The sequence below is a fragment of the Delftia sp. DS1230 genome (assembly GCF_040112715.1).
GTDB lineage: Bacteria > Pseudomonadota > Gammaproteobacteria > Burkholderiales > Burkholderiaceae_C > Comamonas > Comamonas tsuruhatensis.
In genome coordinates this window covers 3,645,954-3,658,818 of sequence record NZ_CP157763.1, presented here as the reverse complement: position 1 = coordinate 3,658,818, position 12,865 = coordinate 3,645,954, and the positions used below count along the sequence as shown (strand labels likewise).

Below are 12,865 nucleotides of genomic sequence, written 5' to 3'. Positions count from 1 at the left end.
ACGTCAGTTACGTGAGGGGAAGACGCCTTGCAACGCAATGCAGAAGTTCAGCACGAGAAAGGGCTGGCGATTCTCATGCGCGGTGTTGCCTCCGGCCGGAGTCAGCATGTTGGGAGCCATGGCGGCGCTGGGCGTGCCGTTGGTTCGCATGTACCGCACGACCCCAGTACCCCCCCGACCGTCGAACGTCAGGTAGGACGTGCTGTCAGGCGCTGCCTGGGTGCCTGGATTGTTCAGCCCGGTCAGCAAATGGTTGTGCTGGGGCATTTCAGTGGTCAGCAGCGTGACGGAATCAGTGCCTTCCGTGGAGCCGATGTTCCAGGACTGCTGCGGGTCGGCTCCGGTGACGACATGGCCTATCAGATTGGGCAGGCCGAAGGTTGTGGTTCCGTTGCCGCCATAGAAGGTTCCGATGATGGAAAACAATGCGGGGTTGGACTGGATGGCCAGCAACTGGCCATTGCACAGCGCCCAGTTCTTGGGGGCGAAGTTGAACGGAAATTGGCGAATTTCGCCGATGAAAGCGTCCATTGTGCTGTCCTAGTTCCTGGAGGGGTAGATGCCGTAGAGCGCAATGATGTAATTCATCGCCATGCTGGGCATGATGTTGTCGTGCGGTTGGCTGTTGCCTGCGACCGTGACCGATGCGGGTGCCATGGTCTGTGGGTTGGCCCCTGCCACCGGCTGTGGCGCATAGAAGAGATCGGACCCGTTTTGTGCAGGCACCAGCCCTGTGGCCTGTGCTGCGGTAGCCAGGGAGGTGCTGGCGACAAGACCGTGGGAATGGGTGGGGATCTGGTTTGTCGTGAGCGAGACCTGTGCCACTCCGAACTGCTGACCCACGGCGCGACTGGTCAGCCCCGGGCCTGCTCCCTGCCCCACGGGCACGCGGGATCGAAGGTCCGGCAGCTTGAAGGTGGTTTGCCCGTCTCCTCCGTAGATCGTTCCCAGCAGCGAGTACAGGGCGTCGTATTCAGAGATGTTGAGCGTCGCGCCATCGCACAGGTGCCAGCCTGCGGGTGCAAAACTGCCTGCGAACAGGCGGATCTCTCCAAGGTAATAGTCCATTGCGTATTCCTGTGGGCGCGTGTCAGTTGCGCGAAGGGTAGATGCCGGTCAGCGCGATGCACGGTGTCAGCACCAGCGAGGGTTGGCAGTTCTCGTGCGGCTGATTGCCGCCGGTGTTGGAGACGCTGGCCGGCGCGATCGGCTGCTGGCCAGCGGTGCCTGGTGCATAGAAATTGGTGGGGGCGCTGGTGGCCACGAGCGTGGCCGTGGCCATGCTGTTGTTGCTGAACGCGGGCGCATCCCCGCTGTCCGTGCTTGCCATGACGAAGTGGGTGTGCTGGGGAAGATTGTTGGCGACCAAGGTGACGCTTTCCACGCCACCGGGCAAGCCTTGCTGCAAGCCGCCGCCCGTGTGCCGTGCGACCCGGCCACGAAGATCGGGAAGCGCGAAGGTAGTGCTGCCGTTTCCGCCGAATTGCGTACCCAGCAGCGAGAACAGTGCCTGGTTCTGGTTGATGGCCAGAATCTGTCCGGCGCACATCGCCCATCCCTTGGGAGGCCAGCCATAGGGATACAAGCGGATTTCTCCAATGAAGTTTTCCATGGAAGCGTTGCCTTTCTGTTATCGCTTTGTGGGGGTGCAGGAGGGGTATGAAGGTGTTCAGGCGGCAGGCGGATGCCAGGCCATGCCCAGTTGAACGGCATCGATGCCCGATGACGCGAAGCCCAGCCGGGCGTACAGCCTTTGCGCGCCGTGGTTGGCTGCATCGACGCTCAGCGTGACCCGGCGGCCCAGCACGGCGGCACTGCCTTGCACCCAGCGCAGCAGAGCCGCGCCGTATCCTTGTCCGCGTACGGCAGGCGTGATCACGATGTCCACGATGTGCAGGTCCGCTCCGTTGTCATGCACCGTCAGTGCGCCTATGGGCACGCCCCTTTCCTGCACGATGAGGCGGGGTGCGCCGGCAAAGCGGCGCTGGTAGTCGGCCTGCTGGAAGTCGTACTGCTGGTCCAGCAGCTGGGCGAGGGCGGCCCCGGGCAGTGGCAGGGATTGCAGGTGCGGGCGCGCGGAGAGAAACAGTGCGCGCTGGAAGTTGCGGTCTTCGGGTTCAGCGGGACGGGTGAACAGGCCGGGGGGGCGCAGCGCTTCAAGCAGCATGCAGGGCCTCCGCATCCATCAGGGGTTGTGCGCACTGCAGCAGCTGTGCGTGCAGCGGGCCCAGGCGCGCTTCGATATCCTGGCGATCGCTTGCGCCAAAGACGGCTGCCTTGTCCTGCCCATCAGGCGAGAAGCGTTGGTCCAGCGCCTTGGCATGCTGGCTGAGGCGCACGGCGATGCGCTGGCGTGCGGCCTCGCTCGCATGAAGGCCGAAGCGCCGGGCTATCTGCTCCATGGCCCCGGCACCCAGCTGGCTGTAGTGCAGCACAGGAACGCCCTGGCTTTCGTGCAGGCCCCGCATCTGCTCCATCAGTGCCTGCAGCACGCGCATGCGATGGTCGAGCATAGAGACAAAGGGTTGGCTGCTCCTGCCGCAACAGAACACCGGACTGGCGCCAGCCAGCGACGGGTCGCCTGACATGTGCCGGCCGGCCTGCCTGTGGTGCGAGGCCAGGATCTCCACAGGATCGCGCACCAGCATCAGGCTGGGCACCTCGGGGTAGAGGTCCTGCAGTAGCTCCCACTGGAAGATGTCCCAGGCATTCCACTTGACCACAAGGTCATGGCGCCCAGGCACGGCGACGGTGATTGCCGACACCAGACCGGCAATGCCCTCGCGCTTTTGCGCACGGTCCAGCGAGGTGTCCAGCAGCAACTCGGTGAACACCGGCGGCTCCGACAGAACCAGCGTGCTGTCCAGCTCGGAAAGGCTGCCCGAGACCAGGGTGGAGCCGCAGCGCGAGAGGTGGAAGATGAAGCCGGCAGGCCGATGGCCCCAGCGCCTGGGAGCGCTGGCTGCGCACAGCTCGGCCAGCGGCGTGCGTGGCCGGATGAACTGATTCAGCAGCCTGCGCTGCAGGCAGCGGCTGATGTACTCGTCATGGAACGGCTCGGTGGCAGGACCGTCCGGCAGGCACCACTGGATGCTGCGCGTGCGTGCCTCATACCTGTGTGGAAGCCAGCCACCGGCCAGCAGCGCGGTGGCTGGCACGGCAGCCTCCTTGCTCAACTGCTCCAGAGTCTGGATGAGCCGGGCATCGCCCCAGCCGTGAAGACGCCACAGCAGCCGCAACTGGGCGAGCACCGATTCCACACTTCCAGCCCGCTCAAACAAGGCCTGCTGCGACGGGCTTGCGATCAGTGCGGCAAAAGCGACCTGCAGCTCATGCATAGGCCTGCCCCTTGCCGATGCGGTCGGCCAGCCAGGCGTTGGCAATGCAGTCGATGACCAGATGGGTGCGGTCCTGCGTGCTCTGGTTCAGCACTTCATGCGTGGCGTCGGCATTGAAGTACCAGAGCTCTCCTGGGGCCATGGGGATCTCCAGGCCTTCCACGATGAATCGCACATCGGGGTGTGTGTAGACGGGCACGTGCAGTCGCGCCTGGCCATGCTCCAGGCTCAAGCCATGGTCGCGATGCGGCTTGATGGATGAGCAGGCCTTCAGCTGCATCAGGCGCACGGAGCGCAGCGGGCATTGCAACTGGTCCAGCACCTCGCGCATCGCCGGGCTGTGCTGCAGCGAGGGCAGATCGTCCCATTCTTCGTCAGGCGCCTCGATGGAGAAGCTCTGAAGAAGGGGGTGGGCCGCCACATGCTGGCGCTGGCAGCGCAGCGGCACCACGCGCCATGCACCTTCGTAGCCGCGGTGGTTCACATGGTCACACCAGTGTGAGGACAGCAGCGCATCGACCTCGTCCCGCAGTCCCTGCAGCCGTACCTCGGCCTCCAGCCGGGCAAACAAGGGTGCGTCGGCGCATGCGTCGGCAGGTGTGCAAGACGGAATGGCCCTGGCATTCATTGCAGTGCCTTGGCCAGCGGCAGGGGTGAGTTCACCAGCGGCACCACGCCACATGCTGCCGGGCCTGGTTCGGCCGCCTGCTCCATCTGCAGCAGCGCCTGTATGCGCGAGACGCAGGCAGCGATGCTGAGCTGGTGCGTGGCCAAGGCCAGGTCCGGAGCCGGGGGGGCCTCGTAAGGAGAGTCGATGCCGGTGAACTGGCGCAGCTCGCCGCGGCGCGCTTTCCTGTACAGGCCCTTGGGGTCGCGCTGCTCGGCGACGGACAGGGGGACATCCACGAAGATCTCGAAGAAGTCGCCCTTGTCGAACAAGGCCCGTGCAGCATCGCGCTCGGCCCGGAAAGGGGAGATGAAGGCGGCGATCACGATGGTTCCCGCATCCACGAACAGCCGTGCGACCTCTGAAACCCTGCGGATGTTCTCTGCACGGTCTTCGTTGGAGAAGCCCAGATCGCGGTTCAGGCCCTGGCGGATGTTGTCGCCATCAAGCACATAGGTGCGTCTGCCGGCGGCATGCAGGCGGGCCTGCAGCGCATTCGCGATTGTCGATTTGCCAGATCCGGAAAGACCGGTGAGCCATATGGCGCATGCCCTGTGTCCATGCAGATTTTCCCTGTCTTGCCTTGTAATGCAAAACGGTTGTGCATGTACGTCGGGCGGTGGGGTATGGCCGGAAAATGGCATGGCTTGGGTGGGAAAGCGGGAAAACGAAAGACGGGTCAATCGGACAGGGCGAATATCTACGAATTGTTAAGAAATTTCAAGAAAAATTACTGACGGCACCATTCGCTGCTTCGCAATGCGAACGCATCCGTCTCCCCTGGGAAATACGTGTCGTAGCGTCCTGTCAGGGGAGTGGGGAGCGTCAATAGCCATTGGCGATGGTTGTTGGCTATTTATTTGTCTCAAGAAGGTGTTTTCAATAGCTTTTCCTGAAAACGTTTATCGACTATTCTCGCAAATGAGATTCTTGTTGAAATGATTTTTCATTTTCATTAATACCATTTGCTCCAATGAATATCGCTGAAATGAGAGGAAGCCGCGATCATAGGAGACGCACGGAAAGTGGTATATCACTGGAAATAGGTATTTGTATGGGACGCTCCGTTGCCGGCATCAAGTTCATATCGGCTGCCGAGCGTTCCTGCGCGTGCACGGGCCCGCAGCCCTTTTTCCGTCCGGCGCCGGCAGGTCACGTGTGATGGAGGTTGGAAGCAGGACCGCTGCGTGTATTTCGCCCGAACGGGCTGCAGGCGGCGCAGGCGGCAAATGACGGGTCCCGGCTGCGACCCGAAGCAATGGCAGAGGCCGGCCCTGCCTGCGAGCCGTTGCGCGACAGAGGGCTGGCAGCGCTCCTACCGGCAGGACGCAGGGGGGTATGCCCGCGGCAGCATGAAAAAAGCCCCTGGCTCTTGCGAACCAGGGGCTTCCTGTTTGGTGCCGGAGAAAGGAATCGAACCCTCGACCTTCTCATTACGAATGAGCTGCTCTACCAACTGAGCTACACCGGCGACAGAAAAAGATTATAACGGCAAATTCATGCCTCGGAATGGTATTGCGTCACTTTTTCGACTTCGTTCTTCGAGCCGAGGATGACGCTCACACGTTCGTGCAGCTGCGTGGGCTGGATGTCGAGGATGCGCTGCTTGCCGTTGGTGGCGGCGCCGCCGGCCTGCTCGACCAGCCAGGCCATGGGGTTGGCTTCATACATCAGGCGCAGCTTGCCGGGCTTGTTGGGCTCGCGGCGGTCCCAGGGGTACATGAAGATGCCGCCGCGGGTCATGATGCGGTGCACGTCGGCCACCATGGAGGCGATCCAGCGCATGTTGAAGTCCTTGCCGCGCGGGCCTTCCACGCCGGCCAGGCATTCGTCCACGTAGCGCTTGACGGGGGTGTCCCAGTGGCGCATGTTGGACATGTTGATGGCGAATTCCTTGGTGTCCTCGGGGATGCGGATGTTTTCCTGCACCAGCACGAAGGAGCCTTGCTCGCGGTCCAGCGTGAACATGGAGACGCCGTCGCCCACGGTCAGCACCAGGGTGGTCTGCGGGCCGTAGATGCAGTAGCCGGCGGCGACCTGCTGGGTGCCGGGCTGCATGAAGTCCTGCTCGGTCACGCCGGGGTGGCCTTCGGGCTTCTTGAGCACGCTGAAGATGGTGCCGATGGAGACGTTGACGTCGATGTTGGACGAGCCGTCCAGCGGATCGAACATCAGCAGGTACTCGCCGTGCGGGTAGCGGTTGGGCACCAGGTAGATGCCTTCCATTTCCTCGGAGGCCATGGCTGCCAGGTGGCCGCCCCATTCGTTGGCCTCGATCAGCACCTCGTTGGCGATGATGTCCAGCTTCTTCTGGACTTCGCCCTGCACGTTCTCGCTGCCGGCCGTGCCCAGCACGTCGCCGATGGCGCCCTTGTTGACGGATTGGCTGATGCGCTTGCAGGCGCGTGCCACGACTTCCAGCAGCAGGCGCAGCTGGCCGGGGATGAGGCCGTCCACGCGTTGCTGCTCGACCAGGTAGCGGGTCAGGCTGACGTTTTTCTTCATGGGTTCAACTCCTAAAAATCCGGGAGCAGATGCGGCATGGCGTATGCATCTGCTGATGAACAGCATTTCAGTGATTCCTGGCTTGCAGCATAAAACCGGCGCTGCTCAAGCCAGGGACACCGAGGAAGAGCCGCCTCGCACCGAGGGTGTCGTCCCCCTGCAAGGGGGAAGGCGCGAAGCGACTCAGGGGGTGGCTCGTCAATCCGCGAGGGCGCGGGTGACGACTTCACGCACGTCGTTGCTGAGTTCGGCGCGGGCCGCCACGCGGGCGATGGCTTCACGTGCAGCGGTGCGGTAGGGCTCGGCCAGCTTGCTCCAGCGGTCCAGGGCACGCGCCAGGCGGGCGGCGACCTGGGGGTTGATGGCGTCCAGCTCGATGACGCGCTCGCTCCAGAACACGTAGCCCGCCGCGTCGGCGCGGTGGAAGGCGCCGGGATTGGCGCTGCAGTAGCTGAAGATCAGGCTGCGCGCGCGGTTGGGGTTCTTGATCTGGAAGTCGGGGTGCTTCATCAGCTGCTTGACGGCCGGCAGCACGTTGCCGCCACGGTCGCAGGCGCCGCCCTGCAGCGCGAACCACTTGTCCAGGACCAGTGCATCGTGCTGGAACAGCTTGTGGAAACGCGCCAGGGCCTGGGCGGCCAGCGGGTGGCCGCTTTGCACCAGTGCCGTCAGGGCGCTCATGCGGTCGGTCATGTTGCCTGCGTCCTTGAAGCGCTGCAGCGCCTTGCCGGGCCAGACCGTGTCGCCCGAGGCGCGCGCGGCCAGGCACAGCATGGACAGTGCCATGCCGGACAGGGCGCGGCGGCCGGAGCTGACGGGGTCGGGGCGGTAGGCGCCGGTGTCGCTGTGCTCCTGCCATGCCTGCTGCCAGTCGGGCTGCAGTTCGGTGGCCAGTTGCTGGCGCATGGCTTCGCGCACGGCGTGCACGCGCTGAGGATCGACCACGGCCAGCTGCTCGGCAATGTAGCTTTCGCCGGGCAGGGTCAGCATCAGTTCCTTGAAGGCTGCATCCAGCTGCGGATGGCGCAGCACGCCGCGCATGGCCTCGACGAAGGAGGAGGGCAACAGGGCAGCGGCGATCTGGCCGCTGGCGTCTGCCGTGATGGAGGTGTCGCCAATGGCCTGCAGCGCGATGCGCAGGCCCAGGCGCTGGCCGGCTTCCCAGCGGTTGAAGGCATCGCTGTCATGGGCCAGCAGGGTCAGCAAGGCGGCATCGCTGTCGCTGTGCTGCAGCACCACGGGGGCGCTGAAGCCGCGCAGCAGCGAGGGCACGGGCTCCTGGTCCACGTCGGTGAAGACGAAGCTGTGGCTGGGTTCGGACAGCACCAGCAGGCGGCTGTCGCCGGCTGCCTGCGCATCTTCGCCCTGCAGGCGCAGGGTCAGCGCGCGGCCGTCCTGGCCCAGCAGGCCCATCTGCACGGGGATGACGAAGGGCAGCTTCTCGGCCTGGCCGGGCGTGGGCGCGCAGCTTTGGCTCAGGGTCAGCGTGTAGGTGCGGGCGGCCGCGTCATAGCTGCCTTCGGCGCGCAGCTGTGGCGTGCCGGCCTGGCTGTACCAGCGCTTGAACTGGTCCAGGCGCCGGGCCAGTTCGCTGTCGGGGTTGGCGTCGGCCATGGCCTGGGCGAAGTCGTCGCAGGTCACTGCGTGGCCGTCATGGCGCTCGAAATACAGCTTCATGCCCTTGGCGAAGCCTTCGCGGCCCACCAGGTTGTGCTGCATGCGCACGACCTCGGCACCTTTTTCGTAGATGGTGACGGTGTAGAAGTTGTTGATCTCGATGTAGCTGTCGGGCCGCACCGGGTGGGCCATGGGGCCTGCATCCTCGGGGAACTGGGCGGTGCGCAGCACGCGCACGTCCTCGATGCGCTTGACGGCGCGTGCCGAGGGGCTGCCCGCCATGTCCATGCTGAATTCCTGGTCGCGGAAGACGGTCAGGCCTTCCTTGAGCGACAGCTGGAACCAGTCGCGGCAGGTGACGCGGTTGCCGGTCCAGTTGTGGAAGTACTCGTGGCCGACGACGGACTCGATGTTGGCGTAGTCGGTGTCGGTGGCCGTGGACTGGCTGGCCAGGACGTACTTGGTATTGAAGACGTTCAGGCCCTTGTTCTCCATGGCGCCCATGTTGAAGTCGCTGGTGGCGACGATCATGAAGCGGTCCAGGTCCAGGGACAGGCCGAAGCGGGCCTCGTCCCAGGCCACGCTGGCCATGAGGGAGTTCATGGCGTGCTCGGTCTTCTCCAGGTCGCCGGGGCGCACGAAGACCTGCAGCAGGTGGTCGCGGCCTGCGCGGCTCTTGATCTTTTGCTCGCGCGCAACCAGGTTGCCGGCGACCAGGGCGAACAGGTAGCTGGGCTTGCGGTGCGGATCGGCCCACTTGGCGAAGTGGCGGCCGTCTTCCAGCGCGCCTTGCTCGACCAGGTTGCCGTTGGACAGCAGCACCGGGTACGCGGTCTTGTCGGCGCGCAGCGTCACGGTATACATGGCCATCACGTCGGGACGGTCCAGGAAATAGGTGATGCGGCGGAAACCCTCGGCCTCGCACTGGGTGAAGAACGTGCCCTGGCTCACATACAGGCCCATGAGCTTGGTGTTCTTGGCGGGCGCGCAGGTGGTGAAGATTTCCAGATCGACGGGGTCGCCGCCCTCGGGCAGGTTCTCCAGCACGAGCTGGTCGCCGTCCATCTTGAACGAGGTACCGCCGCCGTTGACCAGCACGCGCGCAAGGTTCAGTTCATCGCCGTCCAGGCGCAGCGGCTGCGCCGGCACCTCGGTGTTGCGGCGCACGCGCATCTTGTTGAGCACGCGGGTCTTGGCCGGATCGAGATCGAAGGTCAGGTCCACGGTGTCGATCCACCAGGCAGGAGCCTGGTAGTCGGCGCGGTGGATGGCGGTGGCAGGGGCCTGCCCGTCACGCAGTTGCAGCATACAGATTCCTTCCTATGCCAATATCAGGGGACAGAGTCCAAGCCCCTGTGCGGCCGGTGCCGCCCAGGGGCTTGAAATCAGAGGCCTTGCTTGAGCGAGGCTTCGATGAAAGCGTCGAGGTCGCCGTCCAGCACCTTCTGGGTGGCCGAGATTTCGACGTTGGTGCGCAAATCCTTGATGCGGCTGTTGTCCAGCACGTACGAGCGGATCTGGTGGCCCCAGCCCACATCGGTCTTGGTGTCCTCCAGCTTTTGCTGCTCCACCATGCGCTTTTGCATCTCGTGCTCGTAGAGCTTGGAGCGCAGGCGCTGCCATGCGACGTCGCGGTTGCTGTGCTGGCTGCGGCCATCCTGGCATTGCACGACGATGCCGGTCGGGATGTGCGTCAGGCGCACGGCCGAGTCGGTCTTGTTGATGTGCTGGCCGCCGGCGCCCGATGCGCGGTAGGTGTCGGTGCGCACGTCCGAGGGGTTGATCTCGATCTGGATCGAGTCGTCGATCTCGGGATAGACGAACAGCGAGGCAAAGCTGGTGTGGCGGCCGCCCGAGCTGTCGAAGGGCGACTTGCGCACCAGGCGGTGCACGCCGGTTTCGGTGCGCAGCAGGCCGTAGGCGTACTCGCCCTCGATGTGGATGGTCGCGCTCTTGATGCCGGCGATGTCGCCCGGCGTCTCTTCCTCGACCGTGGCCTTGAAGCCCTTGCGTTCGGCGTACTTCAGGTACTGGCGCAGCAGCATGCCGGCCCAGTCGCAGGCTTCGGTGCCGCCGGCGCCGGCCTGGATGTCCACGAAGCAGTTCAGCGGATCGGCTTCCTTGCCGAACATGCGGCGGAACTCCAGTTCCTCGATCAGGGGCTGCAGCTTGGCGGTCTCGCCCTCGATGGTGAGCAGGCCGGTCTCATCGCCTTCTTCCTTGCTCATCTCGAACAGCTCGGCGTTGTCGGCCAGCTCGGTGGTGAGCTTTTGCAGCGTCAGCACGACGCTGTCGAGCAGCTTCTTTTCCTTGCCCAGTTCCTGGGCCTTCTTGGGGTCGTTCCAGACGCTGGGATCTTCCAGCGAGGCATTTACCGTGCGCAGTCGTTCGTACTTTGCATCGTAGTCAAAGATACCTCCGTAGATCTGCCGTCCGCTGCGACAGATCTTCGAGGGTGTTGCCGATGAGGTTGATGCGTTCTGCTTCCATGATGTGTTCCGTCTTCTGATGAATGTGTTCTTGGCTGAATCGCCGATTTTCTCATGCTGGGGCACCGTGCCGGGCCAAGCGCCTGTCGCGCGGGGCTGCGGGAGGGCGGCAGACTGGCGAGGGCTTTCAAAACAAGGGCTTGCAGCGGTCGATCATGGCAGATTTGAAGGGCTTGGCCATGGCAGGGGCGTGATCCGCCTGCGAGGCGCCCGGAAAAAAGGCCCGGCCAGCAGGAGCTGGTCGGGCCTTGGCCGGTGTGTCCGCCCCCGGCGGGGCGGGCGAAAACCTGGTTCAGAAGGTTTCCCAATCGTCGTCGGAGGCCGTGCTGGCCGCCTTGGCCTTGGCCCTGGCAGGTGCGGTCACGGCAGGCCGGGCCGGCTGCGCCGGCTGGGCCGGGCGCGCGGCGCCTGCCGGAGCAGGGGGTGCACCGGCCGCACCAGTTGCAGAAGGCAGGGCGGCCGATGCGCGTGCGGGCACAGCGCCTTTGGGAGCGGCAGGCGCCAGATGCGGACGGGGCGCCGCCGGTGTCTGGCGGGGCGCTGCCACGGCGGCGGCGTGGCTGACACCGCGGCTGCTGCCCAGCATGCCGGTGGACGGCGAGAGCTTGAACACGCTCACCACCTCGGCCAGCGCCTTGGCCTGGGCCTGCAGGGCGCCGGTGGCCGCCGCCGATTCCTCGACCAGGGCCGCGTTCTGCTGGGTCATCTGGTCCATCTGCGTGACGGCCTGGTTGACCTGCTCGATACCGGCCGTCTGCTCATGGCTGGCGGCCGAGATCTCGCCCATGATGTCGGTCACGCGGCGCACGCTGGCCACGATCTCCTCCATGGTCTTGCCGGCCGAATCGACCTGGGCGCTGCCTTCCTCGACCTTGCCCACCGAGTCGTCGATGAGCTGCTTGATCTCCTTGGCGGCGGCGGCCGAGCGCTGGGCCAGGGTGCGCACTTCCGAGGCGACGACGGCAAAGCCCCGGCCCTGGTCGCCGGCGCGGGCCGCTTCCACGGCGGCATTCAGCGCCAGGATGTTGGTCTGGAAGGCGATGGAGTCGATGACGCCGATGATGTCCACGATCTTGCGCGAGGCATCGTTGATGGCGGACATGGTCTGCACCACCTGGGCCACGGCCGTTCCGCCGCGCACGGCGACCTGGGACGCGGCGGCGGCCAGCTGGTTGGCCTGCTGGGCGTTGGCGCCGTTTTGCTTGACGGTGGAGGTCAGCTCCTCCATGGAGGCGGCGGTCTGCTCCAGCGAGCTGGCCTGCTCCTCGGTGCGGGCCGACAGGTCCTGGTTGCCCGATGCGATCTGGCCGCTGGCCGTGGCGATGGAGTCCGTGCCCTGGCGCACCTGGCCCACGATGCGTTGCAGGCTTTCGTTCATGTGCTGCAGGGCCAGCAGCAGCTGGCCGGTCTCGTCCTTGCCATGCACCTCGATGCGGCTGCCCAGGTCGCCTGCGGCCACGGCCTGCGCCAGGCTCACGGCCTGCTGCAGGGGGCGCGCCACGCTGCGGGCGATCAGCAGGGCCATGGCCAGGCCGAAGACCACGGCGCCCACCAGCAGGGCGATCACCCACCAGCGCGCAGCCGTGAAGATGTCGTCACCGGCCTGGTTGGCATCTTCGATGCCCTGGGCGTTGAGCTTGATCAGTTCATCGAGCTTGCTGTTGATGGCGCGGCTGGTCTTGACCGAATCGCCGCGCAGCAGCTCGGACGCCTCGTCGGTGCGCAGGGCGTGGGACAGGTCCACGATCTTTGCCGTGTGCTGCGCGTACTGGCCCAGGTCGTCCTTGATGCCGGCCATCAGCTCGCGCTCGCGAGCCGTATTGGCATAGCGCTCGAAGGCCTGCTGGTTCTTCAGCAGCTCGGACCACAGCGCGGGCATGTTCTTGTCGTAGACGGCCATCTCTTCCATGGAGGTGGCCAGCACATGCTGCATGGTCTGCGAGCGGTAGCGCTGCAGCTGGTAGCGCATCTCCAGGAGCACGCGCTCGGCAGGCATCCAGTGGTGGGCCAGGTCGGTGGCGGTCTGGTTGACGCGGTCCAGCTGGACCACGGAGAACAGGCCCAGGCCTGCGGTCAGCAGCAGCAGGGCGATGAAGGAGGCCAGCAGCTTGGGGGCCAGCTTCAGATTGCGGAAAAACATCATGGTGGGGGAGTGCCGTATGGCGAAGAGCGAAAGCGGATGAGCGGCTGGGGCTGGGAGTCGGCGGAAACGGTGGCGATCTGTGGCGATCAGCGGGGCCGACACTCAG

General features: G+C 65.0%; 11 protein-coding genes and 1 tRNA gene. All 12 read right to left on the bottom strand.

Features of this window, described 5'->3' with window-relative positions; translation table 11 throughout:
* Positions 1-3 precede the first annotated feature (3 nt).
* Complete coding sequence (locus AAN986_RS16450; RefSeq protein WP_034364007.1) at positions 4-531, bottom strand: tail fiber protein; 528 nt, start codon at positions 529-531, stop codon at positions 4-6.
* Between the two features lie 9 nt (positions 532-540).
* Entirely contained in the window at positions 541-1,068 is a 528-nt protein-coding gene (locus AAN986_RS16445; protein ID WP_047219765.1) for a tail fiber protein, read from the bottom strand.
* A 22-nt stretch (positions 1,069-1,090) separates the two neighbouring features.
* On the bottom strand, positions 1,091-1,612 hold the full coding sequence (locus AAN986_RS16440) for a tail fiber protein (protein WP_034364006.1): 522 nt from the start codon (positions 1,610-1,612) through the stop codon (positions 1,091-1,093).
* 57 nt (positions 1,613-1,669) lie between these two features.
* Entirely contained in the window at positions 1,670-2,167 is a 498-nt protein-coding gene (locus AAN986_RS16435; RefSeq protein WP_047219766.1) for a GNAT family N-acetyltransferase, read from the bottom strand.
* Positions 2,157-3,338, bottom strand: coding sequence for a hypothetical protein (locus AAN986_RS16430; RefSeq protein WP_034364005.1), 1,182 nt, complete (start codon positions 3,336-3,338; stop codon positions 2,157-2,159). The genes AAN986_RS16435 and AAN986_RS16430 overlap by 11 nt, the downstream gene beginning before the upstream one ends.
* Positions 3,331-3,966, bottom strand: a complete 636-nt coding sequence (locus AAN986_RS16425; RefSeq protein ID WP_047219767.1) for an aspartyl/asparaginyl beta-hydroxylase domain-containing protein — start codon at positions 3,964-3,966, stop codon at positions 3,331-3,333. Before AAN986_RS16425 ends, AAN986_RS16430 begins: the two co-directional genes overlap by 8 nt.
* Positions 3,963-4,649: an adenylyl-sulfate kinase gene (cysC, locus tag AAN986_RS16420; RefSeq protein WP_016450619.1), complete on the bottom strand. Its 687-nt coding sequence runs from the start codon at positions 4,647-4,649 to the stop codon at positions 3,963-3,965. The genes AAN986_RS16425 and cysC overlap by 4 nt, the downstream gene beginning before the upstream one ends.
* Positions 4,650-5,400: 751 nt before the next feature.
* Positions 5,401-5,476, bottom strand: a tRNA-Thr gene (locus AAN986_RS16415).
* 26 nt (positions 5,477-5,502) lie between these two features.
* On the bottom strand, positions 5,503-6,510 hold the full coding sequence (locus tag AAN986_RS16410) for a class 1 fructose-bisphosphatase (protein WP_012205101.1): 1,008 nt from the start codon (positions 6,508-6,510) through the stop codon (positions 5,503-5,505).
* Positions 6,511-6,708: 198 nt separating this feature from the next.
* Entirely contained in the window at positions 6,709-9,435 is a 2,727-nt protein-coding gene (gene pepN, locus AAN986_RS16405) for an aminopeptidase N (RefSeq protein ID WP_047219768.1), read from the bottom strand.
* 77 nt (positions 9,436-9,512) lie between these two features.
* Positions 9,513-10,617 (bottom strand): peptide chain release factor 2 gene (prfB, locus tag AAN986_RS16400; protein WP_133073275.1). Its coding sequence is split into 2 segments (ribosomal slippage): positions 9,513-10,535 and positions 10,537-10,617, totalling 1,104 coding nucleotides; the frame shifts between segments, so codons are not numbered across the junction.
* 291 nt (positions 10,618-10,908) lie between these two features.
* Positions 10,909-12,759 (bottom strand): methyl-accepting chemotaxis protein, encoded by a 1,851-nt coding sequence (locus AAN986_RS16395; RefSeq protein WP_016452942.1) that lies wholly within the window; start codon positions 12,757-12,759, stop codon positions 10,909-10,911.
* Between the last annotated feature and the right edge of the window lie 106 nt (positions 12,760-12,865).